This is a genomic window from Arthrobacter sp. GW822-FHT05G07 (assembly GCF_058799755.1).
In genome coordinates, this window is sequence record NZ_JBXALT010000007.1 from 322225 (window position 1) to 345978 (window position 23754).

Genomic DNA, 23754 nt, shown 5'->3' on the forward strand with positions numbered 1-23754 from the left:
CAGACGGTGGTTTCCCGGCAGCCGGAAGCTGGGGAACTAGCTGTGGTGAGATCCAGCCGCCATGCACACAAGCCGAAGGAGCCGCTCCATGACCGGGGACGCATTGACCAGGGACGCCAGCCACACACCGAACCGGCTGAGGCTCGCCGTCGTGGATATGGTGGGGACCACCATCACCGACGATGGCCGCACGGAGCGGGCCATGTCCCGGGCGCTTGCGGAACACGGCATCGAACCGGGCAGCAGCCGGTTCGAGAGCATGCTCGGCTACGCCCGGGACACCATGGGCTTCTCTAAAATGACCGTTTTCAGCCACCTTTTCGAGGACTCCGCTGTGGCCGAAAGCGCCAATAAGGTTTTCGAGAACAGCTATGACGAGCTCATTGAAGACGGGGGTGTCCGCGCGATTGCCGGAGCGGAGGACGCCATTTTGTGGATGCGCGAGTCCGGCATGCAGATCTGCCTGGCCACGGGATTCGGCCGTCACACGCAAAACATGGTGCTGGAATCCCTGGGATGGATGGGCCTGGCGGACCTCAGTCTGTGCCCGGCCGACGCCGGACGTGGACGGCCTTACCCGGACATGATCCTGACGGCCGTGCTCGCATTGGATCTGGACGATGTGCGCGAGGTGGCGGTGGTGGGCGACACCAGCTCGGACATGCTCTCTGGCGTCCGTTCCGGCGCGTCCCTCGTGGCGGGCGTCCTGACCGGTTCGCATTCTGAGGCAACGCTACGCGCGGCCGGAGCCACCGTCGTCGTTGATTCCATCAAGCAGCTCCCGCTGTTGGTGGAGAAGCGGGAAGCCAGGCACCTCTAGCATTTGAGCCCGTCCTGCGGCAGCTTGCCGTCAACAAAGTAGTCGTCGACGGCGGTGCTGACGCACGTGTTCGCGCGGCCGTATGCTGTGTGCCCCTCACCTTCCCAGGTGACGAGTGACGCATTTTCCAGTTGCTTGCGCAGGGACTGGGACCATTCGAGCGGGGTGGCGGGATCGCCGGTGGTACCGACCACCACAATGGGTGCAGATCCGTTGTAGTCCACTGGTGCCGGGGTGCGGGTGTTGGCGTACGGCCAGTCCTTGCAGGTGACGCCGCCGTACGCGAAGAATGCACCGAACGTGGGGGAGTCCTGTATGAGGCGGACTTCCTCGGCCCGCATGCCGGCAGTGTCTGTAACCATCGGGTAGTCCAGGCAGTTGATGGCCTGGAACGCGAAAGCGGAGTTGGAGCTGTACGTGCCGTTGGGTTCGCGGTCGGCGCCCAGATCGGCAAGCCGCATCATCTGCGAGACGTCACCGGAGAAAGCTGTCTCCAGCGCTTGGGTCAGGGCCGGCCAGCTGAGGTCGTTGTACAGGGGCAGGATGAGCCCGTTGACGACGTCATTGACCGTCACCAAGCGGCCGTCCTTGGCTGTCTGGGGATTCTGGTCTACGGCATTGATGAGGTCCCGGATTTCCTGGACACCGTTGTCCACGGAGCCGCTGAGGGGGCAGTTTTGCTGTCCCTGGCAGTTGGCCACGTACGTGCGGAGGGCCTTTTCGAAAGCACGTGCCTGGCCGGCCGTCAGTTCCTCGTTGCTGTTGGCCGGGTCCACTGCGCCGTCAAGGACCATGCGGCCCACGTTGTCCGGGAAGAGCGATGCATAGGTTGAACCCAGGAGCGTGCCGTAGGAGAAGCCCAAGTAGTTGAGCTTGGCATCGTTCGCTACCGCGCGCAGGATGTCCAGGTCCTTGGCAGCGCTCACGGTATCGATGAGTCCCAAAACATCACCGGTCTGCTGGGCGCACTGATCAGCGAATGATTTGTTGAAGGCAAGCGCCGCAGCCAATCCTTCGTCAGTGTTCTTGCGGAACACCTTTTCGCGGGCGGCGTCACGTTCGGCGTCGGTCATGCAGGTCACCGGAGCGGAACGGCCCACTCCACGGGGATCAAAGCCAACAACATCGTAATTGGCCCGCAACTTCTCGGTGAAGTGGGTGCTGCCGGCGTCCTTGACGAAATCCACGCCGGAGCCGCCAGGTCCGCCGGGATTTATCAGCACGGAACCTTGCTTGTTGCCCGTGCTGGGCAGCTTAATGACGGAAAGCGCGATGTCCCCGGATGCCGGGTTTGCGTAGTCCTTAGGCACCTGGACCTTGCCGCAGTGCAGACCGTCCTCGCACGGGCTCCATTCAACAGACTGCGAGTAGTACTTCTCCAGGCCCTCAGGCGCTGATGCGGCGATGGACGGATCCACGGTGCTGGTGGACGGCTTGGCCTGTGGTGTTGGGAGGAGCGTGCACGCGCTGAGCACCAGCATGGATGCCAGAGCAACGCAGAGCGCAGCGACTCCGCGGCCACGCCTTACTGGCATTGCAACACCCCGGATTGCCGATCCACCACCCGCATCAACGTGGGCAGACCGGTCCCGTGAAGGGGTACCGGCGGACCGGCGGGGTGCGGACTTCATGCATTCTCCTATTGCTGAATGAGGCTCGTGGCCATGGACTCGACCGCCAACAGCGGCGCCACGTTGGTGGTGGTGATTCGGACACGGGCTTTGTTGATGGCGTCCATCCGGGCCAAGGTGGTTTCCGGGGTTGAATGGGCCGCGTATTCTTCCAATTCGCTCTTGAGTTCAACGTTGACCAGTTCCACTGCGTTCCCCAACTGGATGATGAGGACGTCCCGGTAAAAGGACAGCAGATCCGTCAGCGTGCGGTCCAGTGAGTCGGTGATGGAGCGCTTGGCACGCCGTTTCTGGTCATCCTCAAGCTGCCTGACTTGGCTGCGCATGGATGGTGGGAGGGTGCCGGATTCGGGAGCGCCCAAGCTTGCCAGCAGTGCGATTTTCTCCGCGGCGTCGCGTTCGTCGTTGGAGCTGTTGGCCTCGTCGGTGGCGATCTTGACCAGCTTTTCGGCCATCATCACGGCAGCAGTGACGCCGCGAAGGCCAAGCGGGATGCGAACGGTATCCATCCGACGTTGCCGCGCCTCGGCGTCGCGGGCCAACCGCCGGGCGATCCCGATATGGCTCTGAGCCGCGCGCGCCGCACGGTCCGCGAGTTGGCGTTCGACGCCGTCGCGCCTCACCAAAAGCTCGGCGACGTCGGAGGCCGGCGGCAGCCGCAGGCTCACAGGACGGCATCGCGACCGGATGGTGACCAGTACGTCGGCAGGTGAGGGGGCACACAGCATCCAGATGGTCCTGGGAGTGGGTTCCTCGATGGCTTTCAGCAAGACGTTGGTGGTGCGCTCGGCCATGCGGTCCGCGTCCTCCACCACGATGATGCGCCACCGTCCCGTGGCTGGCCGGTCGCCGGCCTTGGACACGAGTTCGCGTGCTTCGTCGATGGTGATGGTGACCTTTTCGGTGCGCACGAATGTCACGTCCGAGTGCGTTTCACCGAGGATCGTGTGGCACGCCGCGCACTCGCCGCAGCCGCGCATGGTGACGTCGTCCTGCTCGCAGTTCAAGGCGGCGGCGAATGCCTTGGCTGCGTTGGAACGGCCGGATCCCGGGGGACCGGTGAAAAGCCACGCATGGGTGAGGCCGGTTTCGCCCTGCGCCGCTTGCCTTAGTTGCGCGACGACGGGCGCTTGCCCTTGGAGGTCGTCCCAGACGCTCACGGGCGGTCGCCCGAAACGGCTTCGCCCGCAGCGGTTTCGCCCGAAATCCGGTCACCCAACAACGTCTCCACTCGTTCCAGGATCTGTGCTGCCAATGTTTCAATGTCGGCACTGGCAGCCAGCACCAGATAGCTGGACGGTGCAGCCGCCGCGAGGTCCAGGAATGCGTGGCGGATGGCGGAATGGAAGTGGTCAGGCTCGGACTCCAGCCTGTCCTCGGTGGCGTCCCCGGCGGTCCGGCGTTGGCGGCCGTCGGAGGGGTCGACGTCGAGCAGTACCGTCAGGTCCGGATGCAGGCCTTCGGTGGCCCACTCATTGAGTGACAAAACGCCTTCGGCGCCGAGGCCGCGGCCGGCACCCTGATAGGCGACGGATGAATCGATGTAGCGGTCGGTGATGACCACTGTTCCGCCAGCCAGCGCGGGCCGGATCACTTGGCTGGCATGGGCTGCGCGGGCAGCGGCGAACATGAGGGCTTCCGTGCGGGGATCGATGGTGCCGTGTCCGTGGTCCAGGACCAAGGAGCGCAATTTCTCGCCGATGGGTGTGCCGCCTGGTTCGCGGGTGCGCAGCACGGAAAGGCCCTGTGACTCGAGGGCGTCGGAGAGCCGGGCGGCCTGGGTGGACTTGCCCGCTCCGTCCCCGCCTTCGAAGGCGATGAAAAGGCCTGGACTCTTAATACTCACTCGTCTAGCCTACCGATCACCGGCATGCGAGACGGCTTTCATCCACAGCATTGCCCGCGACTACGCTGAAACCATGAGCCTTTCCGATCAGCACGCCGCCGATTTGTCTCCGGAAACCGTTGTAGTTGCGGCCGGCCGCCCCGAGCGCGCCCACGACGAGCCCGTGAATCCGCCCATCGTCTTGTCCTCCACATACTTCGGAACTGGTTCGTTGGGCGATGGAGATCGCGGTTACGGACGCTACGCCAACCCCACCTGGGATCCCTTCGAGGATGCGCTGGCCAAACTTGAAGGCGCCACCCTGCCCGGCCTGCTCTACGCCTCAGGTCTGGCAGCGGTCAGCTCAGCGCTGTCCCTTGTTCCCGCGGGTGGTGTGGTGGTCATGCCCTCGCACAGCTACGCAGGTTCACTGGTCATGGCCACCGAGCTGGCGGAGAAGGGTTTCCTGGAACTTCGCACGGTAGACATCACGGACACGGAAGCCGTGAAGGCCCTCATCAGCCCTGAAAGCGGCAAGAAGGCGGACCTGCTCTGGCTGGAAAGCCCCACCAACCCCATGCTCGGCATCGCCGACGTCCGCGCGCTTACTGACGCCGCACACGCGGCCGGCGCGATCGTGGTCACGGACAATACTTTCTCCACGCCTTTGGTGCAGCAGCCCCTCAGCCTGGGTTCCGACGTCGTCCTTCACTCCGTGACCAAGTACCTTGCCGGCCATTCGGACGTTGTCCTGGGCGCCTTGGTGACGTCCAACCCGGAACTGCGCGCCACCCTGCTCCACCACCGGATCATCCACGGCGGCATCGCCGGACCGTTCGAGGCCTGGCTGGCACTTCGCGGCCTCCGCACCCTGGCGTTGCGGATCGAGCGTTCCCAGGCGTCCGCGGCTACGCTCGCCGAACGCCTCCGCGTCCACCCCCGCGTCGAAGCTATCCGCTATCCCGGCCTCGCCACGGATCCGGGCCACGAGCGCGCCAAGGTGCAGATGAAGGGCTTTGGCTCCATCCTGTGCATCCAGATCGCCGGCGATGAACAGCGCGGCGGTGCCGACGCAGCAGACCATTTGGTCCGCGCCTTGCAGCTCTGGCTTCCCGCCACGTCTTTGGGCGGGGTTGAGTCGCTGATTGAACGCCGACGCCGGCACACGGCTGAGCCGCTCAGCGTTCCGGAGAACCTGGTCCGGTTGAGCGTTGGAATCGAGAACGTGGAAGACCTCTGGTCCGACCTTGAGCAAGCGCTGAAGTCGCTGGACGGCTAGGCTAAAGAGCGTGGACGGAAAAATTTTGATCGCGTACGTTACCACCGGGGTTTACTGGATCCTTGGCTTGGTGGCCCTTGCCCTGGAACTGTGGGCCTTTGCGGACTGCCTGCGCCACAAGCCGACGCTCTTCGTAGCTGCCTCCAAGCGCACCAAGACCTTTTGGCTGGCCCTCACCGGAGTGGCACTTGCGATTGGCGGCTTGACCGTTCTGGCAGGCGGCAGCAGCCTGGGGTTGTTCGGGATCGCCGCCGTCACCGCAGCGTGCGTCTACCTGGCCGACGTCCGCCCCGCTCTGCGCGAGGCCGGCAGCGGCGGCAACCGCAACGTCGGTCCATACGGCCCCTGGTAGCCGGCGCGGTTCCTCTGGATCGGCCTTAGCGGGGAGCCACGGCGTCCCACGCCACCGTCACTTCACCCAAGCGCCACCGTGCCGGACCGTCCTGAAGCGGCCACCCGGCGTCGTGCAGTAAACGGCACATACCCGTCCAGCGTTGCCGGTTTCCGAACGACGCCAGAGGTGCCGCTTCCAACCATGCCTTGTCCATGGCTTGCAGGAACGCGTGGATCGCTTCGCCCGGGACATTTCGGTGAATCAGGGCCTTGGGCAGCCGCTCCGCTACCTCGGACGGCAACTCAAAACTGCCGAACCGCACGGAAAAACTCAGGCTCAACGGACGTTCTTTATCCAACGCCACCCACGTCACACGGCGCCCTATCTCGTCGCATGTGCCATCAATGAACAACCCGCCGGGCGCCAGCCGGGACTGCACCAGTTTCCAGATCCCTGCGACGTCCGCTTCCTCGTACTGCCGCAGCACGTTGAAGGCCCGCACCAACACCGGTTCACCCGGAACCGGGATTTCGAAACCGCCAACGTGGAAGCTCAGCCCGGGCCGTTCAAGGGCTTTGGCGGTCCGCACGCGCTCCGGCTCAATCTCGATCCCGCAGACCCGCACATCGGGCCGTACGGCTTGAAGCCGTTCAAAAAGCTCGACGGCGGTGGTGGGCGAGGCGCCATAGCCAAGGTCCACCACAAGCGGGTCGACGGCGGCGCGCAGCCGCCACGCTTGGGGTCCCGCCAACCAGCGGTCCAAGCGGCGCATGCGATTGGGGTTCGTGGTGCCGCGAGTGACGTTGCCAACCGGCTTTCCGCCCCGACTACGGGGAGAGCCCACCCGTTCCGCTTTTTGCACCACGGCCCCCACTTTATCCTTGCCAGCATCGGTCCGCGGGGCTCGTTGCCGGACGTAACGACGGGCAGGGCACGTAACTGCTCGGCTAGGATGAAAACCATGACTTACAAGCTGATTCTGCTGCGCCATGGCCACAGCGAATGGAACGCCAAGAACCTGTTCACCGGTTGGGTGGACGTTGACCTGAACGATCAAGGCCGCGAAGAAGCAGTGCGCGGTGGAGAGCTCCTGGTTGAGAACGAGATCCTCCCGGACGTCCTCTACACCTCGCTCCTGAAGCGTGCCATCAACACGGCCAACATGGCCTTGGACAAGGCCGACCGCGGGTGGATCCCCGTCAAACGCGACTGGCGCCTGAACGAGCGCCACTACGGCGCCCTGCAGGGCAAGGACAAGGCCCAGACCCTTGCCGAATTCGGCGAAGAGCAGTTCATGGAATGGCGCCGCAGCTACGACACCCCGCCGCCGCCCCTGTCGGACGACAGCGAATTCTCGCAGGCACACGACGTCCGCTACAAGGACCTCGGCGACGCACTGCCGCGCACCGAATGCCTCAAGGACGTTCTGGTCCGCCTGCTCCCTTACTGGGAATCGGACATCAAGGAAGACCTCAAGGCCGGCAAGACCGTTCTGGTTACCGCCCACGGCAACTCCCTGCGCGCCCTGGTGAAGCACCTGGATGGCATCAGCGATGACGCCATTGCCGGGCTGAACATCCCCACGGGCATCCCGCTGGTCTACGAACTGGATGAGGACTTCCAGCCCATCAACCCGGGCGGAACCTACCTGGATCCCGACGCAGCAGCCCAGGCCATCCTCGCGGTGGCCAACCAGGGCAAGAAATGACGTTGTAGTTAACGACGACGACGGCCGGTCACCTCAGGTGACCGGCCGTCGTCGTTAATGCTCCAGTGTTAGAAGCCCTCGGGCTGCCATTCGCCGGTCACCAAGTAGGTGACCTTGCGCGCGACCGAAACGCCGTGATCGGCGAAGCGTTCGAAGTAGCGGCTGGCCAGGGCGACGTCTACGGTGGTGGACGGGCTTTCAGTCCATTCGGGGGAGGCGATGGCCTTGAAGACGCTGAGGTGGAGGTCGTCCACGGCGATGTTGATCTTGAGGATGTCGCGGGCTACCTCAAGATCGCGGGTCTCCAGCAGTTCAATGACCTTGGCGGTGATCTCGATGTCGTGCTGGGCCATGGCCTTGAAGGTCTGGGTCAGCGACGACGGGATCACGGTGGCCGGGTAGCGCAGGCGCGCCAGCTGGGCAACGTGGCGGGCCAGGTCACCCATGCGTTCCAGCGACGCACTCATGCGCAGCGAACCCACAATCATGCGGAGGTCGCTCGCGACAGGACCCTGCAAGGCAAGGATGTCGATGGCACGCTCGTCGAGGCTGTTCTGCAGGAAGTCGATGCGGGCATCTGCCGCAATGACGTCCTGGGCAAGATCCACGTCGGCGCCTTCGAAGGACGTAGTAGCCTTCGTGATTGCTTCGTGAACCAGCTTGGAGATCTCGATGAGGTCGTCACCTACCTGGGTGAGCTCCTCCTGAAAAACCTTGCGCACTAAGGCGTCCTTTCCTTGGAAATCCTGTTCCCATGGTGGGGGTCGGATTTCAAAACCATTGACAGTCCAACCAGTAACTGTGTCAGGGACCAGTGAACTGTTTGGCTCCTTTAGATGAACGTTAGTTGAACCGTCCGCGTTTGGCGCCGGATCACAGCATTGCCGTGTTTCCACAGCATAAGCTGGACACGTGGATCCATTGCTCATAGGTGTCGTCGCTGGCCTCGTAGGCCTGTCGTTGGGCGTCTTTGGCATGCTCGCTTTCAGGATCAGCGAGCGGCAACGGAGCATCGTGGACCTGGACGTCAGCGAACCCCTGCTTCCTGAGGGTGCCGCGGAAGTGCTGTCCGTCGTCGGGCGTGCCTTTGTAGTAGTGGACGCGATCGACGGCGTAGTCCGTGCAAGTCCCGCAGCGTACGCGTACGGCCTGGTGCGCGGGCACACGGTGGTGCACAAGCAACTCCTGGACATGACCGCGAAGGTCCGCCGCGATGGCGTGATCCTTGAAGAGCAGTACGAGCTCCCGCGTGGTCCGTTGGGCAAGGGCACTATTGTGGTCCAGGTCCGGGCAGCCATGCTCGGTTGGGAATACATCGTGTTGCTGGCCGACGACCGTACCGAGATCACCCGCACCGAGGAGATCCGCAACGACTTCGTGGCCAACGTGTCCCACGAGCTCAAGACCCCCGTCGGCGCCATATCGCTCCTGGCCGAGGCCCTCGAAGCGTCGCCCGATGACGAGGAAGCAGTGCGCCGCTTCGCTAAGCGCATGCACAAGGAGTCCGGCCGCTTGGCAGCCCTGGTCCAGGACATCATTGAACTTTCCCGGCTGCAGGGCGCCAACGTCGCCCAGCAGGGGCACGCCGTGGACATCAATACCGTGATCACAGAAGCGGTGGACCGCTCGCAACTGCCTGCAGAGAGCAAGAACATCCAGATAGTGGTGGGTGGACACTCCGACTCGCTTGTTTTCGGTGACCGCGATCTCCTGGTGACCGCGCTCCGCAACCTGATCGACAACGCCATCCGCTATTCCCCCGAAAACACGAGGGTTGGTGTCGGCGTCCGGACCCGCGAGGGCGTCGTCGCCATCTCGGTCACGGACCAAGGCGAAGGCCTCACCGCCGAGGACCAGGAACGCGTGTTCGAGCGTTTCTACCGCGTGGACGCGGCGCGATCCCGCCACACCGGTGGCACGGGCCTCGGGCTCAGCATCGTCAAGCACGTGGTGTCCAACCACGGCGGCGAGGTGACCGTGTGGTCCCAGCCCGGCCAAGGGTCAACGTTTACTATTCGCTTGCCGGAGATGGAAGGCCAGGACGACGACGCCGGCCTCCAGACTTCCGCTGCCACGGCAGCCGCGTCTTCCGAACTTCCGGCGACCACCGCCGTCGAGCCTCATCACGCGATTGAACAACCCCATCACGTGAATCACCATAGGGGCGCCAGCGGCGCCCAAGAGCAAGGAGCCAGCGCTTGAGCCGGATTTTGATAGTGGAGGACGAAGAGTCCTTCAGCGACCCCTTGTCCTATCTTCTGGGCAAAGAGGGTTTCGACGTCGAGGTAGTGGATAACGGCAGCGACGCCTTGGTGGAATTTGACCGGAACGGTGCCGACCTCGTCCTTCTGGACTTGCAGTTGCCGGGAACGCCGGGGACGGAAGTGTGCCGGCAGCTCCGGCAACGTTCCAGTGTCCCCGTCATCATGCTGACGGCCAAAGACTCCGAGATCGACAAGGTTGTTGGGCTGGAGCTCGGCGCGGACGACTACGTCACCAAGCCGTATTCCTCCCGCGAGCTCGTGGCCCGAGTCCGAGCGGTGCTTCGCCGGCAGGGCGAGCCGGAGGAGCTCATCACGTCCACGGTGCAGGCCGGTCCTGTCCGCATGGACATCGAACGCCACGTGGTGAGCGTCAACGGTGAGCAGGTTTCCCTGCCGCTTAAGGAGTTCGAGCTGTTGGAGATGCTGCTCCGCAACTCAGGCCGGGTACTGACGCGTGGCCAGTTGATCGACCGTGTGTGGGGCTCGGACTACGTGGGTGACACCAAGACATTGGACGTCCATGTGAAGCGGCTCCGTAGCAAGATCGAGCCGGATCCCTCCGCTCCCCGATACCTGGTAACTGTGCGCGGCCTGGGCTACAAGTTCGAGCCGTAAAGATCGCTGCACCGGCGCTGCGCACAAACAAACAAGGAAGGGTCCCGCCGAGGCGGGACCCTTCCTTGTTTGTGTCGCTTGTGGCTTCCTGCCTGCTAGTGTCCGGCGGCCGGGGCCTCCGAGGACGTAGCTGTGGACGTCGGCGTTGCCGTCGGGGTCGGCGTGGTGGGCAGGTACTTGGCGTACTCGGGCAGGGTGCCGTCAACCACGGGGACGTTGACCGTAGCGGAGTCGGATCCACTGCGGATGGTGATCGGGGTCAGGCCGCCGGGGATGACACCCGCGGTGCTGAGGATCGCTGCATCCGCGGTGTCATTCAGGTACGTCTCCGCGTTGGCCTTGACCGGGATTTCGGTCTGGGCTCCGTTGGCACCGCTCATGGTGAGGGTGGCGTCGGTGCCGGAGGTGTTGAAGACGGCGCCGATGACGCGGCCGGGCTCGTTCTCGCCCGACGCAACAATCAGGATGTTGCGCAACTGCAGGGGACCGAGATCAGCTTTGATCCCGTCCGATGCCGAGTATTGGTGGGTAGTCTGCTGGGCGTTGACGAATCCACAGCCGGTGACGGACAGAAGACCGACGCCGATTGCAGCCGCCGCAATTGCCAGCTTGCCGCGCTGGACAGGGTTCATCGCAGTATTGCGCACGACACCTACTCCTCAAGAGTCATTGGAACACTTTTCAGCCATAGCCTATCGGCAAACCCGCCAAAATAAGGATTCGGGAAGGCTATGTGGCGCCATCAACGGAAGAGATCTTGCTCGCACTTTGATTGCCATGAGCATCTTTCCCCGAATACGTCAAGACCTTGGAGGAAGTCGTTTAAGGCCTTATTCCCTTTATTGGCGCGGCAGGAGGGCCTGTGTGATGCCAGTCGTATGCCTTAATCGTGATAGACTAATCTGCGGGAAAGGGGAAAGTCCACATGGTTTTTGAGGTCGGCGAGACAGTAGTTTACCCTCACCACGGTGCAGCAAAAATTGAGGAAATCAAGATGCGCACCATCAAGGGCGAAGAGAAGATGTATCTCAAGCTCAAGGTGGCTCAGGGTGATCTGACCATTGAAGTTCCAGCAGAGAACGTTGACCTTGTTGGGGTCCGGGACGTAGTGGGCAAAGAAGGCTTGGAGCACGTATTTGACGTTCTCCGCGCCGAGTTCACTGAAGAGCCTACCAACTGGTCGCGTCGTTACAAGGCGAACCTGGAGAAGCTTGCTTCGGGCGATGTCATCAAGGTGGCAGAGGTCGTTCGCGATCTTTGGCGTCGTGATCACGATCGCGGCCTTTCCGCAGGTGAGAAGCGGATGCTGGCCAAGGCGCGGCAGATTCTGATTTCAGAACTGGCCCTGGCTGAGAAGACAGACGAAGAGAAGGCCGCAAGCGTTCTCGACGAGGTCTTGGCTTCCTAAGAAAATTGAGCCCGGTGGTGCGAATGCGCCGCCGGGTTTCTTTTTGCCACGCTGTGGCTCCAGTAGCGAGGAATGACCCGACATGTGGGTATTCCATGCACATTCCGCATAACCTTGGGCGCATGAGTACTCCTTCCAAGCGCGCCGTCACGGCCGTGATCGTGGTTGCTGCCGGCTCCGGTGAACGCCTCGGCTACGGCATGCCCAAAGCCCAGGTTCCGCTGGGTGGCGAAACCATTTTGATGCATGCCCTTCGCGGTGTGGTTGCCTCTGATGTTGCGCGCCAGATCTGCGTCGCCGTGCCCAAAGGGGACACCGCCCTGCGCGAGTCGATCTCCGAGTTCACTATTGACCTGGTGGACGGCGGCCCCGAGATTTCGGTTGTCGACGGCGGTTCCTCCCGCGCGGATTCCGTCCGGGCCGCCATGGCTGCTTTGGAGGACGGAACGGAACTTGTTCTGGTCCATGACGCCGCCCGCGCCCTGACCCCGGAACGGGTTTTCCAGCGCGTCTCCGACGCCTTGGCCTCCGGCGCTAAGGCCGTCATTCCCACCATGCCGGTGGTAGACACCATCAAGACCGTTGCCGAGACGAACGGCTCAGACGCGTCCATCGCCCCGGAAGTGGTCACGGGAACAGCTCCCCGCGAACAGCTCCGGGCCGTACAGACCCCGCAGGGCTTCGAACTGGCCGTCCTGCGCAGGGCACACGAAGCGGCCGGGCTGTTCGACGACAAGCAATCCGCAGCTGTCACCGACGACGCCATGCTGGTGGAGCTCCTGGGCGTTCCCGTCCACGCTGTCCGTGGGGCCAGCCAGTCACTCAAGATCACCACGCCCCTGGATCTGATCATTGCCGAAGGCTTGTTGGAAGGTCCCCTGGGAATTCGTTGGGTGGAAGGCTGATGACACAGAACCAGAACATGGTGCTTCCCCGTACCGGCGTTGGCATAGACGTCCACGCGTTCGCCCCCGAAGACCACCCGCAGCCGCTGTGGCTGGGCGGGCTCTTCTGGGAAGGCGAGCAAGGACTTTCAGGGCATTCCGACGGCGATTGCGTCGCCCACGCCGCCGCCGACGCACTCTTCTCCGCATGCGGAATCGGTGACCTGGGCACGCACTTCGGCACGGACCGTCCTGAGTTCGCCGGAGCCTCCGGCGTCAAGCTCCTCAGTGAAGCGGCACGCATTGTGCGCGCCGCAGGCTTCGAGATCGGCAACGTCGCAGTGCAATTCGTGGCTAACCGCCCCAAATTCGGGCCGCGCCGGGAAGAATCCCAGCGGGTCCTCAGCGAGGCCGCAGGTGCGCCGGTCAGCGTCACGGCCACTACCAGCGACGGACTGGGATTCACGGGCCGGGGCGAAGGAATTTCCGCTGTTGCCACAGCCCTCGTTTACCCGGTTTCCGGACATGAGGTGGCGGCAGCCGAGCCGGGTCCCGCGAAAGGTGCGCCTCATGGTTAAGCCGGGCGCCGGCGTCGTGCGTTCCGCTGTGGTGTCTGCAGGCTTGGCCGCGTCTCTCCTGCTGAGCGGTTGCGGAGGGACGCCAAAGATGGATGTAACAGCCAGCTGCGAATTCCTGAACAACGACACCTTCAAGCCCGAAGGCAACCAGCAGCAGCAGTCCAAGCAAATCGCCGCCCACTATCACGAGATCGCGGACAAACTCGCTCCGGAGATCGGAAATCCCATCAAGGAAATGGCCGCGATCATGGACGAAGCAGCGGGTTCATCGCTCGGGGCAGCCACCCAAGACCAGCAGGAGAAGCTCAAGGTGCAGTTCAACAAGATCGGCGAATATTGCAAGTAGGCAGGTCACGCCGCGTCATCGGCTAATCTGGAGCGGTGACCCTGCGCTTCTATGACACCGCCTCCGCCGAAGTCCGCGACTTCGTTCCCCTCGAAGACGGCAAGGCCAGCGTGTACTACTGCGGGGCCACTGTCCAAGGAATGCCGCATGTGGGCCACGTCAGGTCGGCCATCGCCTTCGACCAACTGACCCGCTGGCTCGAATTCCGCGGCCTCCGGGTTACCGTGGTGCGCAACGTCACGGACATCGACGACAAGATACTGGCCAAGTCCGCCCAATCCTTCGGGCCGGACTGGGACGCGGAACCGTCAGCGCGCCAAGCCGAAGAGTGGTGGGCCCTGGCGTACCGCTACGAGCAGGAATTCGAGAATGCCTACGAGTCCCTGGGCGTCCAACGGCCCACGTACGAGCCCCGTGCCACTGGCCACATCCCGGAAATGCATACGCTCATCCAGCGGCTCATCGATCGCGGCCATGCCTACCCCGCACTTGACGATTCCGGCGACGTCTACTTCGACGTCCGCTCTTGGAGCAAATACGGCTCGCTGACGCGGCAGAATATTGACGACATGCAGGGCGCGCCCGACGCCGACCCTCGCGGCAAGCGCGATCCGCGCGACTTCGCGTTGTGGAAGGGTTTCAAAGACGGTGAGCCCGTCACTGCCAAGTGGGAGTCCCCATGGGGCGCCGGTCGTCCCGGATGGCACCTCGAGTGCTCCGCCATGGTCACCAAGTACCTGGGCCCACGGTTCGATATCCACGGTGGGGGACTGGACCTTCGCTTCCCGCACCACGAGAACGAGATGGCCCAATCCCAGGCCGCCGGCGACGAGTTCGCCAACTTCTGGATGCACAACGGCATGGTCACCTACGAGGGTGAAAAGATGTCCAAATCCATCGGCAATACGGTGAGCCCGGCCGAGATGCTCGAACTCGCCTCACCCCGCGTGGTTCGCTACTACCTCGGCCAGGCACATTACCGCTCCATCCTCGACTACCGGCCCACCTCGCTGCAGGAGGCCGCCGCCGCCGTCGAGCGCATTGACGGCTTCATCCACAAGGCGTCTTCAAAGGTGGGCACGGGCGCGCCAGACGTTTCCCCGCAGGCCAACATGCCCGCGGCTTTCATCGCAGCCATGGACGACGACCTCAACGTTCCCCAAGCCCTGGGTGTGCTGCACGAAACTGTGCGGGCCGGCAACACCGCCCTGGCTTCCGGTGACCTTGAAGGCGCCAAAGCGGCCCTCTACAGTGTTCTTTCCATGACCGAGGTGCTCGGCCTGGATTCAGTCAAGCGTCCGGAAGCTGTCCAAGGACGCGAGCACGCCGCCTTGGAAGTGCTGATCGAAGCTCAACTCGAAGCCCGAGCCGCCGCCCGGGCCAACAAGGACTGGGCCGCGTCCGACGCAATCCGCGACACACTCGCCGCCGCCGGCGTCGTCGTCGAAGATGGTGCGGACGGCGCCACCTGGAGCCTCAAGCGCGACTGACAAACCGGCGCGACGGCCGAATTGCATCGGGTCAGTAGACTTGATTCCAGACTTACTCACAAAATCAAGGATGGAATCTCATGGCCAATAATGGTCGCCGGTCGGTCAAGCAGAAGAAGGGCCCCACCACCGGAACCGGTGGCCACGGCCGCAAGGCCCTGGAGGGCAAGGGTCCCACGCCCAAGGCGGAGGAACGCACCTACCACAAGGCATACAAGAACAAACAGCTGGCTGAGCGCTCCGCTGCCAAGCGCGGATCGGGCACCCGTCCCGGTGGCGCCGGCGCCCGCTCGGGTCCCAAGGGCCGTGCAACTGAAGAGCTGGTGACGGGCCGTAACTCGGTGGTCGAGGCTCTCCGCGCCGGGATCCCGGCCAAGGCTTTGCACGTCGCCATCCGCATCGAGATGGACGACCGCGTCAAGGAATCCCTCAAACTCGCTGCCGAGCGCGGTATTCCGCTGCTCGAAACGGGCAAGGTTGAGCTGGACCGCATGACCGAGGACGCCGTTCACCAGGGTCTCGTACTGCAAATCCCGCCGTACGAATACGAGGACGCTTACGACCTCGCCGAGGAAACCCTCGCCAAGTGGAAGAAGGGGCACATCTCCAACGCCCCCATCTTCGTTGCACTGGACGGCATCACCGACCCCCGCAACCTCGGCGCGATCATCCGCTCCGTCTCCGCGTTCAGCGGCCACGGCGTCATCGTCCCCGAGCGTCGCTCCGTCGGCGTCACGGCGTCCGCATGGAAGACCAGTGCCGGTGCTGCTGTCCGCGTCCCGGTAGCCCGTGCCGCGAACCTCAACAACGCACTCAAGCAGTTCAAGAACATGGGCATCTACGTCCTAGGCCTGGACGGCGACGGCGATGTCTCACTGCCTGACCTTACTGTTGCAACCGAGCCCGTCTGCATCGTGGTCGGTTCCGAAGGCAAGGGCCTGAGCAGGCTCGTCCGCGAAAACTGCGACCAGATCGTCTCGATCCCCATCGACTCCGCCATGGAGTCGCTCAATGCCTCCATGGCCGTTGGAATCTCGCTGTACGAAGTGTCGAGGCAGCGGGCCGTTAAGTAACCCTTGCCAAGGCGCCGCAAGCGCCAAGCAGTCCTCATGAAGGCGCCGCAAGCGCCATCCTCCGCGTGCTCGCTCGTTCTTCGCTTAGACGCACGCTTCCGGATGGCCCTTGCGGCGCCTTTTCGCATGCCCAGCACGGTGTCCCGACGCTCTCTCACATCCCTCGGGTTTGGGCGGGTCGCTCTCTCATGTCCCTCGGGTTTGGGCGGGTCGCTCTCTCATGTCCCTCGGGTTTGGGCGGGTCGCTCTCGCACATTCCTCGGGTTTGGGCGGGTCGCTCTCGCACATTCCTCGGGTTTGGGCCGGACGCTCTCTCATGTCCCTCGGGTTTGGGCGGGTCGCTCTCTCACGTCGCTCTTGGAAGTCCTCTACTTTCCCAGGAACTCAACCTCGGCTTTCATCCGCACGCTCTCGGCCAGCGCCTACTGATGCTACTCCCATGCCAAGGGCCCACGAACGGGCACCGGGGCCAGCGCCGGACCGCCAGAAGAACGCTTCCGGGCCCGCGAGAGCCAGTTTCCTAGGGCGCTTTCCGCGACCTCGATCGCCTCACCGAGAGGGATGGCTGGAAGGGCTGGGGATGTGAGAGAGGGATGGCTGGAAGGGCTGGGGATGTGAGAGAGGGATGGCTGGGAGGGCTGGGGATGTGAGAGAGGGATGGCTGGAAGGGCTGGGGATGTGAGAGAGCGTTAGATGTCGCGGCGGTTGGCAAGGACCGGGAGTTTTTGGCGGGCGTCTTCCACCACAGCAGGATCGAGGTCGTAGAAAATGAGGCCCGGCTCGCCGGTGAGGGCTTCCAGTACCTGGCCGAACGGGGAGACGACGGCGGAGTACCCCACGCCCGTGGGTGCGGCACCTTTGGCCTCTACACCTTGGGTGGCAGGATCGCCTTGGCCGCAGGCGAGCACGAACGTGGTGGTGTCCACGGCGCGGGCGCGGGCGAGGAGCTGCCACTGATCGGCCTTGCCCGGCCCGGAACCCCAGGACGCGGACACGATATTCACCACGGCTCCGCGCTGGGCATTGGCCGTGAACAAGGCGGGGAAACGGATGTCGTAGCAGGTAGCCAAAGCAAAGGTGAGGCCACCGGCGTCGAACGTTACCGGATCCGTACCCGCCTCAACGGTGTCCGATTCCGCGAAACCAAACGCATCAAAGAGGTGGATTTTGTCGTAGCTCGTTTCCACGCCAGGTCCCGTGGCCAGAAGCGTGTTCCGCACCCGCGGGGATCCGGACTCGGAGGGGCTGCCCGGGGTGAACATGCCGGCCACGATCACCAGCTGAAGTTCCTCGGCGAGGGATCGCACCCGGCTGGCCCACGGCCCGTCCAAGGGCTCAGCGATGTCCAGCAGCGAATTTCCGAACGCGCGCATCATCGCCTCGGGGAAAACCACCAATTCGGCGCCGCCGTCCTTGGCCCGGCGGGCGTTCTCCTCCAGGAGCCGCAGGTTGTCGGCCAGATCCCGGCCGGTGATGACTTGGGCAAGTGCTACTCGCACGATAAAACCTCCAGTTGTCTCCGTCCCAGTATGCCAAGCGGGTGGCCCGGAGGCGGCGGGTCGCGACACAATCGGGGCCTGAGACCTCAAACGAGCACGCCCCGAGGGAGCGTTCCAGCACGTGAGCGGCTGTTCAAATCCCGCCATATTAGGGCAAGTAATGAAATCGAGATGCTGAACGTCGTCACATGGCGGGCCCGCGCGGTACATACTTTGCGTGGAACTAAACTTGCAAGCAATGGTTATGCCGATTTTTGACACAGCAGCTGCCCTGGATGCGTCGCAGCCCAGGCCCCTCGGACTGAGCGCGCCCCAGCCCGGAGTTTTCGACGCCCAAACCGCACCCAACGATTCGGTGAACGTGGCCGTCTTCGCACCGGATCTGGACCGCGTGGAGGTGGTGTTCCAAGCACCCGGCGAACCGTGGCAGTCCCACATTCTGTCCAACGTTGAGAACGGCGTCCACTTCAGCCTCGTCAACGGCATGCCGCCGGGCACCCGCTATGGCTTCCGTGAGGCCCCCGGTGAGGGCGGGCTTCCGCTGTCCATCCCGGCTGTGGACCTGGACGACGACGGCGGCCAGCCACTGCTGCTCGATCCTTACGGCCGCGCCGTAGACCAGCGGGGCGAGTTCCTCACAAGCGTCCACGTGGATACAGGCTTTGATTGGGGCGACGACCGCCCGCCACGAACGCCCATGCGCACCTCGGTGATCTATGAGGCACACGTTCGTGGCCAAACCATGCTGCACCCGGACATCCCTGAGCACCTCCGCGGGACCTACGCGGGCATGGCGCATCCTGTGATGATCCAGCACCTCACTGAACTGGGCATCACGGCCGTCCAGCTTCTGCCCATTCATTTCCACTTGGATGAGTCCCACCTCCAGGACTTGGGCATGACCAATTACTGGGGCTACAACACGGCTGCCTTCTTTGCTCCCCACGCTGACTACGCCACAGAGGCGGCTCGCAATGCCGGGCCCCACGCGGTGCAGGATGAGCTCAAGGGCATGATCAAACTGCTCCATGCGGCGGGGATCGAAGTCATTCTCGACGTCGTGTATAACCACACGGCCGAAGCGGGGCCCGACGGACCGCCGCTGAGCTTCCGGGGTTTGGCAGAGAAACGTTACTACCGGCACGACGCCCATGGGCGCTACCTGGACACCACCGGATGCGGCAACACCTTGGATTTCAGTGATCCCGTAGTGGTTGATCTCGCCCTGGATTCCTTGCGTTACTGGGTGAACGATTTCCATGTGGACGGGTTCCGCTTCGACCTCGCGGTGACGCTGTGCCGGGATGCCAGTAACACCTTCGATCCCCAGCACCCTTTCCTGCAGGCGATTGCCGAGGACCCCGTACTCTCAGCGGTCAAGCTGATCGCCGAGCCTTGGGATGTTGGCTATGGAGGGTGGCAGACGGGGCGGTTCCCGCACGGATGGTCGGACTGGAATGACCACTTCCGTGACGGAGTCCGTAGCTTCTGGCTGTCTGACCGGGCCGCGATCGAGGCCGGCGGCCAAGGCGGCTCGGTGGCGTCGTTGGCTGAGCTCATGGCCGGCTCCGCCAACCTCTTCGCATCATCGGGCCGCACCCGCCTGGCCAGCGTCAACTTCATCACCGCCCACGACGGTTTCACCCTCAAGGACCTGGTCAGCTACGACCGCAAACACAACGAGGCCAACGGGGAGCAGAACCGCGACGGCCACGGAGACAACCGGAGCTACAACCACGGCGTGGAGGGAAGGAGCGAGAACGAGGCAATCGTCGCCGCCCGCGCCCTGTCCGTCCGCAACCTGATGGCCACCTTGCTCCTGTCTTTCGGCGTTCCCATGATCACTGCCGGCGACGAGATCGGGCGCACCCAACAAGGCAACAACAACGCCTACTGCCAGGACAATCCCACGGCCTGGCTTGACTGGAGCCGGACCCAGGAAGCCAACGCCATGTTCAGGACCACGCGTGAACTGGTCAGGCTGCGCCGTTGGTTCTTGAGGCACCAGCCTGAAAGCTTCCCCGGCAACGCGAACGATTCCAGCCTGCAATGGTTCGACGACAAGGGAAAGCGGATGACTCCGGCGCGCTGGAACGATCCCAGTGTCCGCTCCGTCCAGCTCCTGATGGGTCACGAGGACAGTGAGATCCGCGGGTTGATCTCAGTGAACGGCAGCAACCAGGACGTGAAAATGGTCCTGCCGGAGATCTTGAGCGAGTCAGGCATCGGAAAGCGCATGTTTGAACTCCGCTTCACCACCTCGGTGCTGCATGAGCGAAGGAAGGGCGCGTTGGTGGCTTCGGGCGAGCGGGATATCCTGCAAGCCAACACCATCAACATCTACCGCACATAGTCGCTGCCTAGAAGCGCCAACTAACAGGAGTCTCTCAGCATGAACCGCAGCCGCAGCAAACTGGTGGCATTCGCGGGTCTGGTGATCGCCGTCGTCGTGCTGGTGGTTGCCATGGTGGGTGGAGGCTCACTGACCGCGCAAACCACGACGCCGGAACCTGGCTCCACATCGACGTCACCAACGGCGGCAGCCACCGCAGGCGCCACTCCCGCCGTCGCCAACCCCTCTTCGCTGCCCACCATCAATGCTTCTCAGTTACCCAAGGAAGCGCGCCAGACCCTTGCGCTGATTGCCCAAGGCGGCCCGTACCCGTACGACCGCGACGGCGTGAACTTCGGCAACTTCGAGGGATTGCTGCCGAAGAAGTCCGGTGGTTTCTACAAGGAGTACACCGTGCCCACACCGGGGGAGTCGGACCGCGGCGCGCGACGAATCATCGTGGGCAAGGACTCAGCGAAGTACTACACCCCGGACCATTACGAGTCGTTCAAATTCATTGTCGAAGACAAGTAGGAGCCCATGAAGATCTATTCCGCAGACACCTGGACGCTCGAAGAACTCCAAGAGCAGATCTCCGACGCGGGCCGGCGAACGCTTCTGGTCCCACCCGCAAGCACCAAGCAAGGGGTCCTTGAGGTCTTCGGCCAGGTCCTCGATTTCCCTGAGTACTATGGCGTGAACCTCGACGCCCTCAACGATTCCCTGCATGACTACGCCGATGCCCTCTCAGAGGACGACGGCAGCCCGGTCACCATGATCTGGCAAGTCCCTGCGGCCTACCGCACGGACCGTTCCTTCGGCGTGGTCTGCGAGATCCTCCAAGACGCAGAGCGCTACGCCGGCCGTGACCTCGCAGTCATCGCCGTCTTCCAGAACTAAATCGCGAACCGGCCACACCTAACGGCGCCCCAATGGGCCACCGTGACCCGGCAGCGCGCGTCAAAGCGACGAAGGAGCAGCGCGCAGAGGGTTACGGTCGCCCAGCGGGCGAAGCCAGGCTTAGGCGTTCGCGATCAACCCCAGTTCAGCTTTTGATGCCAGTGCGCTGTGCTTCGGGAACACCCGGACGGTGTAGCCGAAGGAGCCGGACCGGTTGATCACCAGTGAGCCGCTGAACAGGTGGCGTCCGCCGCCGAGGTCCTCCAGGGAATCCAGTTCGGCCACCACGATGTCTTCGAGCTCGTCGGATTCCTCGGCGCGGCCGAAGGCTACCTCCACGGAGACGTCGTCCGGGGTGAGGTTGTTGAGGGCCACGTAGGCGTTGACTTGGAGCGTGTCGCCCACTTGGGGTTCTTCGGAGACGCCAACGGAGTCTACGTGTTCCACTACAACCTCGGGCCACGCACTGCGAACCTTGGAGGTCCAGGCCGCGAGTTCCTTGGCTTCCTTGAACGACTCGGCAACAGCGCGGCGTCCGGACACAGCGGCCGGGCAGTAGAGGTTGTTGACGTAGTCGTGGAGCATGCGTTCTGCCGAAACGGCAGGGCCCAGGTTGGCAAGCGTGTGCTTGATCATGGACACCCAGTGTGTGGGTACGGTTTCACGGCTGGATTCGGACGGTCCTGCTGCTCCGGCGCCCTGGGCAACGGTGGTGCCGTAGAAGCGCGGGGCTACCTGGGTCTCCAGCAGCTCGTAGAGTGCTGAGGCCTCAATGTCGTCGCGTTCCTCGGAGGATGCGTTGTTGTTGGCTGTGGGGATTGCCCAGCCGTTTTCGCCGTCGTACATTTCGTCCCACCAGCCGTCCAGGACGGAGAGGTTGAGCGAGCCGTTGATGGCGGCCTTCATGCCGGAGGTGCCGCAGGCTTCCAGCGGGCGGAGCGGGTTGTTGAGCCAGACGTCGCAGCCGGGGAACAGTGTCCGTGCCATGGCGATGTCGTAGTTGGGCAGGAACACGATCCTGTGCCGGACTTGGGGGTCGTCCGTGAACTTGACCAGGTCCTGGATCATTTTCTTGCCGGCATCGTCTGCGGGGTGGGACTTGCCTGCGATGACCAGCTGGATGGGGTGTTTGGGGTCAAGCAGCAGGGCCTTCAAACGTGCAGGGTCGCGCAGCATGAGCGTGAGGCGCTTGTAGGTGGGCACGCGGCGTGCGAATCCGATGGTGAGGACGTCAGGGTCCAGGACGGAGTCGGTCCACCCGAGTTCGGCGTCGGCGGCGCCGCGTTTCTTCCACGAGGCCCGGAGCCGGCGTCGGACGTCGTCAATGAGTTGGGCGCGGAGTTCCCGCCGGAGGGCCCAGACGTCTTCGTCGCTGACGTTGTAGGCCAGGTCCCAGCGTCCGAGTGCTTCGGCCTCCGCGCCGAACTGGTTCCGGGCCAGGGACGAAATGCGGGGGTCCACCCAGGTGGGCACGTGGACGCCGTTGGTGACGGAGGTGATGGGGATTTCGGAATGGTCGAACCCTGGCCAGAGTCCGGCGAACATTTCGCGGGACACCACGCCGTGCAGCTTGGCCACACCGTTGGCACGTTGCGCCAGGCGCAGGCCCATCACCGCCATGTTGAACACGGAGGGGTTGCCGCCGTCGAAGTTTTCGCGGCCGAGTTCCAGGATGCGCTCGGTGGGCACAGCAGGTGCCAGCCCGGCTTCGAAGAAGTGCTTGATCTGCACGGTCTCGAAGCGGTCGATGCCGGCGGGGACGGGCGTGTGCGTGGTGAAGACGGTGGACGCGCGGCCGGCGGCGAGGGCCTCGTCCCAGCTGAGGGGCTCATGGGCGTCGGACATGGCTTCCTGGATGCGTTCGATCCCCAGGAACCCTGCGTGGCCTTCGTTGGTGTGGAACACTTCCGGCGCGGGTGTACCGGTGAGTTCCTGGTAGACGCGCAGCGCCTTGACGCCGCCCATGCCCAGGAGAAGTTCCTGCTGGAGCCGGTGGTCGCCGCCGCCTCCGTACAGGCGGTCGGTGATGCCGCGCGCGGCTTCGTCGTTGGAGGGGACGTTCGAGTCCAGCAGCAGCAGCGGAACGCGTCCGACGTCGGCACGCCACACGTGTGCGTGGAGCTCGCGGCCGTTGGGCAGCGGAAGGGAAATGTGGACCGGCTTGCCCTGGGCGCCATCCTTGGCAGGGTGGCGGAGCAGCGTGAGCGGCAGGCCGTCCGGATCCAGTACGGGGTAGGTTTCCTGCTGCCAGGCGTCGCGGGAGAGCGACTGCTTGAAGTATCCGGCCTGGTACAGAAGCCCGACGCCGATCAACGGCACGCCGAGGTCGGAGGCAGCCTTGAGGTGGTCACCGGCCAGGATGCCGAGGCCGCCGGAGTACTGCGGGAGTACTTCGGTGATACCGAATTCGGGCGAGAAGTACGCGATGCAGGCCGGAGCGTCTTCGCCGAGGCCTTGATACCAGCGCGGTTCGCTCAGGTATCGGTCCAGGTCTGCTGCGGCGCCCTGGACCCGGTTCACCAGCTCGCCGTCATTGGCCAGATCCTGTAACTGCTCGCGGCTGATCGACCCCAGCAGGGCTATGGGGTCGTGCTGCGATTCCTCCCAGAGAGCCGGGTTAAGGCTCGCAAAAAGTTCCCGTGTGGGCCGGTGCCAGGACCAGCGCAAATTGGTTGCCAGACGGGCCAGGGGCCTGATGGGCTCGGGGAGGACGGTACGGACTGTAAACCTTCGAATAGCCTTCACGAGCGCCACACTAACGGACTCGC

General features: G+C 63.8%; 23 protein-coding genes. 15 read left to right on the forward strand and 8 right to left on the reverse strand.

The features are described from left to right. The first annotated feature begins 88 nt into the window (after positions 1-88). On the forward strand, positions 89-820 hold the full coding sequence (locus AC1RJY_RS14335; RefSeq protein ID WP_014920835.1) for an HAD family hydrolase: 732 nt from the start codon (positions 89-91) through the stop codon (positions 818-820). Here the strand turns inward: AC1RJY_RS14335 and AC1RJY_RS14340 are convergent. Genes AC1RJY_RS14340 through tmk form a run of 3 tightly spaced genes read right to left on the reverse strand, consistent with a single transcriptional unit; the run spans position 817 to position 4297 of the window. Beyond that, positions 817-2451 carry an alpha/beta hydrolase gene (locus AC1RJY_RS14340; RefSeq protein WP_498602575.1) on the reverse strand — a complete coding sequence of 545 codons (1635 nt, stop codon included), beginning with the start codon at positions 2449-2451 and terminating at the stop codon, positions 817-819. The genes AC1RJY_RS14335 and AC1RJY_RS14340 overlap by 4 nt on opposite strands. 8 nt (positions 2452-2459) lie before the next feature. Further along, the gene (locus AC1RJY_RS14345) at positions 2460-3611 is read right to left on the reverse strand and encodes a DNA polymerase III subunit delta' (protein ID WP_498602576.1); all 1152 of its coding nucleotides are present in this window, start codon (positions 3609-3611) and stop codon (positions 2460-2462) included. Continuing rightward, on the reverse strand, positions 3608-4297 hold the full coding sequence (gene tmk, locus AC1RJY_RS14350) for a dTMP kinase (protein ID WP_498602577.1): 690 nt from the start codon (positions 4295-4297) through the stop codon (positions 3608-3610). The genes AC1RJY_RS14345 and tmk overlap by 4 nt, the downstream gene beginning before the upstream one ends. Before the next feature lie 73 nt (positions 4298-4370). Between tmk and AC1RJY_RS14355 the strand changes: the two genes are divergently transcribed. Further along, positions 4371-5555 carry a trans-sulfuration enzyme family protein gene (locus AC1RJY_RS14355; protein ID WP_498602578.1) on the forward strand — a complete coding sequence of 395 codons (1185 nt, stop codon included), beginning with the start codon at positions 4371-4373 and terminating at the stop codon, positions 5553-5555. 10 nt (positions 5556-5565) lie between these two features. Beyond that, positions 5566-5907 carry a DUF2516 family protein gene (locus tag AC1RJY_RS14360; protein WP_498602579.1) on the forward strand — a complete coding sequence of 114 codons (342 nt, stop codon included), beginning with the start codon at positions 5566-5568 and terminating at the stop codon, positions 5905-5907. 25 nt (positions 5908-5932) lie between these two features. On the opposite strand, the gene AC1RJY_RS14365 is transcribed toward AC1RJY_RS14360, so the two are convergent. Beyond that, positions 5933-6754, reverse strand: a complete 822-nt coding sequence (locus AC1RJY_RS14365; protein ID WP_498602580.1) for a class I SAM-dependent methyltransferase — start codon at positions 6752-6754, stop codon at positions 5933-5935. 96 nt (positions 6755-6850) lie between these two features. Here AC1RJY_RS14365 and AC1RJY_RS14370 point away from each other — a divergent pair, with 96 nt between their 5' ends. After that, the gene (locus tag AC1RJY_RS14370) at positions 6851-7597 is read left to right on the forward strand and encodes a phosphoglyceromutase (protein WP_043469799.1); all 747 of its coding nucleotides are present in this window, start codon (positions 6851-6853) and stop codon (positions 7595-7597) included. A 68-nt stretch (positions 7598-7665) separates the two neighbouring features. Here the strand turns inward: AC1RJY_RS14370 and phoU are convergent, their stop codons facing one another. Then, positions 7666-8319 carry a phosphate signaling complex protein PhoU gene (gene phoU / locus AC1RJY_RS14375; protein WP_011773635.1) on the reverse strand — a complete coding sequence of 218 codons (654 nt, stop codon included), beginning with the start codon at positions 8317-8319 and terminating at the stop codon, positions 7666-7668. Between the two features lie 199 nt (positions 8320-8518). On the opposite strand from phoU, the gene AC1RJY_RS14380 reads away from it, so the two are divergent. Both AC1RJY_RS14380 and AC1RJY_RS14385 read left to right on the forward strand, forming a co-directional pair. After that, on the forward strand, positions 8519-9799 hold the full coding sequence (locus AC1RJY_RS14380; RefSeq protein WP_238324625.1) for a sensor histidine kinase: 1281 nt from the start codon (positions 8519-8521) through the stop codon (positions 9797-9799). Continuing rightward, positions 9796-10476: a winged helix-turn-helix domain-containing protein gene (locus tag AC1RJY_RS14385; protein WP_020608526.1), complete on the forward strand. Its 681-nt coding sequence runs from the start codon at positions 9796-9798 to the stop codon at positions 10474-10476. Before AC1RJY_RS14380 ends, AC1RJY_RS14385 begins: the two co-directional genes overlap by 4 nt. Before the next feature lie 95 nt (positions 10477-10571). Here the strand turns inward: AC1RJY_RS14385 and AC1RJY_RS14390 are convergent, their stop codons facing one another. Next, the gene (locus AC1RJY_RS14390; RefSeq protein ID WP_011773638.1) at positions 10572-11108 is read right to left on the reverse strand and encodes a hypothetical protein; all 537 of its coding nucleotides are present in this window, start codon (positions 11106-11108) and stop codon (positions 10572-10574) included. Between the two features lie 293 nt (positions 11109-11401). Between AC1RJY_RS14390 and AC1RJY_RS14395 the strand changes: the two genes are divergently transcribed. From AC1RJY_RS14395 to rlmB, 6 genes are all read left to right on the forward strand, one after another. Beyond that, complete coding sequence (locus AC1RJY_RS14395) at positions 11402-11884, forward strand: CarD family transcriptional regulator (RefSeq protein ID WP_011690592.1); 483 nt, start codon at positions 11402-11404, stop codon at positions 11882-11884. A 122-nt stretch (positions 11885-12006) separates the two neighbouring features. Next, positions 12007-12789 (forward strand): 2-C-methyl-D-erythritol 4-phosphate cytidylyltransferase, encoded by a 783-nt coding sequence (gene ispD, locus AC1RJY_RS14400; RefSeq protein WP_043469801.1) that lies wholly within the window; start codon positions 12007-12009, stop codon positions 12787-12789. Then, on the forward strand, positions 12789-13346 hold the full coding sequence (gene ispF / locus AC1RJY_RS14405) for a 2-C-methyl-D-erythritol 2,4-cyclodiphosphate synthase (RefSeq protein WP_014920840.1): 558 nt from the start codon (positions 12789-12791) through the stop codon (positions 13344-13346). Before ispD ends, ispF begins: the two co-directional genes overlap by 1 nt. Next, the gene (locus AC1RJY_RS14410) at positions 13339-13692 is read left to right on the forward strand and encodes a hypothetical protein (RefSeq protein WP_011773641.1); all 354 of its coding nucleotides are present in this window, start codon (positions 13339-13341) and stop codon (positions 13690-13692) included. The genes ispF and AC1RJY_RS14410 overlap by 8 nt, the downstream gene beginning before the upstream one ends. Before the next feature lie 35 nt (positions 13693-13727). Beyond that, positions 13728-15182 (forward strand): cysteine--tRNA ligase, encoded by a 1455-nt coding sequence (gene cysS, locus AC1RJY_RS14415; RefSeq protein ID WP_014920842.1) that lies wholly within the window; start codon positions 13728-13730, stop codon positions 15180-15182. Positions 15183-15262: 80 nt separating this feature from the next. Continuing rightward, positions 15263-16255, forward strand: coding sequence for a 23S rRNA (guanosine(2251)-2'-O)-methyltransferase RlmB (gene rlmB / locus AC1RJY_RS14420; protein WP_011773643.1), 993 nt, complete (start codon positions 15263-15265; stop codon positions 16253-16255). Positions 16256-16944: 689 nt separating this feature from the next. Here rlmB and AC1RJY_RS14425 read toward each other — a convergent pair. Continuing rightward, positions 16945-17754, reverse strand: coding sequence for a carbon-nitrogen hydrolase family protein (locus AC1RJY_RS14425; protein ID WP_498602581.1), 810 nt, complete (start codon positions 17752-17754; stop codon positions 16945-16947). A gap of 238 nt (positions 17755-17992) precedes the next feature. On the opposite strand from AC1RJY_RS14425, the gene glgX reads away from it, so the two are divergent. From glgX to AC1RJY_RS14440, 3 genes are read left to right on the forward strand one after another with little or no spacing between them, the layout of a single operon-like run. Next, positions 17993-20107 (forward strand): glycogen debranching protein GlgX, encoded by a 2115-nt coding sequence (gene glgX / locus AC1RJY_RS14430; RefSeq protein WP_043805813.1) that lies wholly within the window; start codon positions 17993-17995, stop codon positions 20105-20107. Positions 20108-20146: 39 nt separating this feature from the next. Next, positions 20147-20620 (forward strand): guanyl-specific ribonuclease, encoded by a 474-nt coding sequence (locus AC1RJY_RS14435; protein ID WP_210064536.1) that lies wholly within the window; start codon positions 20147-20149, stop codon positions 20618-20620. 6 nt (positions 20621-20626) lie between these two features. Beyond that, on the forward strand, positions 20627-20986 hold the full coding sequence (locus AC1RJY_RS14440) for a barstar family protein (RefSeq protein WP_011773647.1): 360 nt from the start codon (positions 20627-20629) through the stop codon (positions 20984-20986). 120 nt (positions 20987-21106) lie between these two features. Here the strand turns inward: AC1RJY_RS14440 and glgP are convergent, their stop codons facing one another. Beyond that, the gene (gene glgP / locus AC1RJY_RS14445; protein ID WP_187329920.1) at positions 21107-23731 is read right to left on the reverse strand and encodes an alpha-glucan family phosphorylase; all 2625 of its coding nucleotides are present in this window, start codon (positions 23729-23731) and stop codon (positions 21107-21109) included. Between the last annotated feature and the right edge of the window lie 23 nt (positions 23732-23754).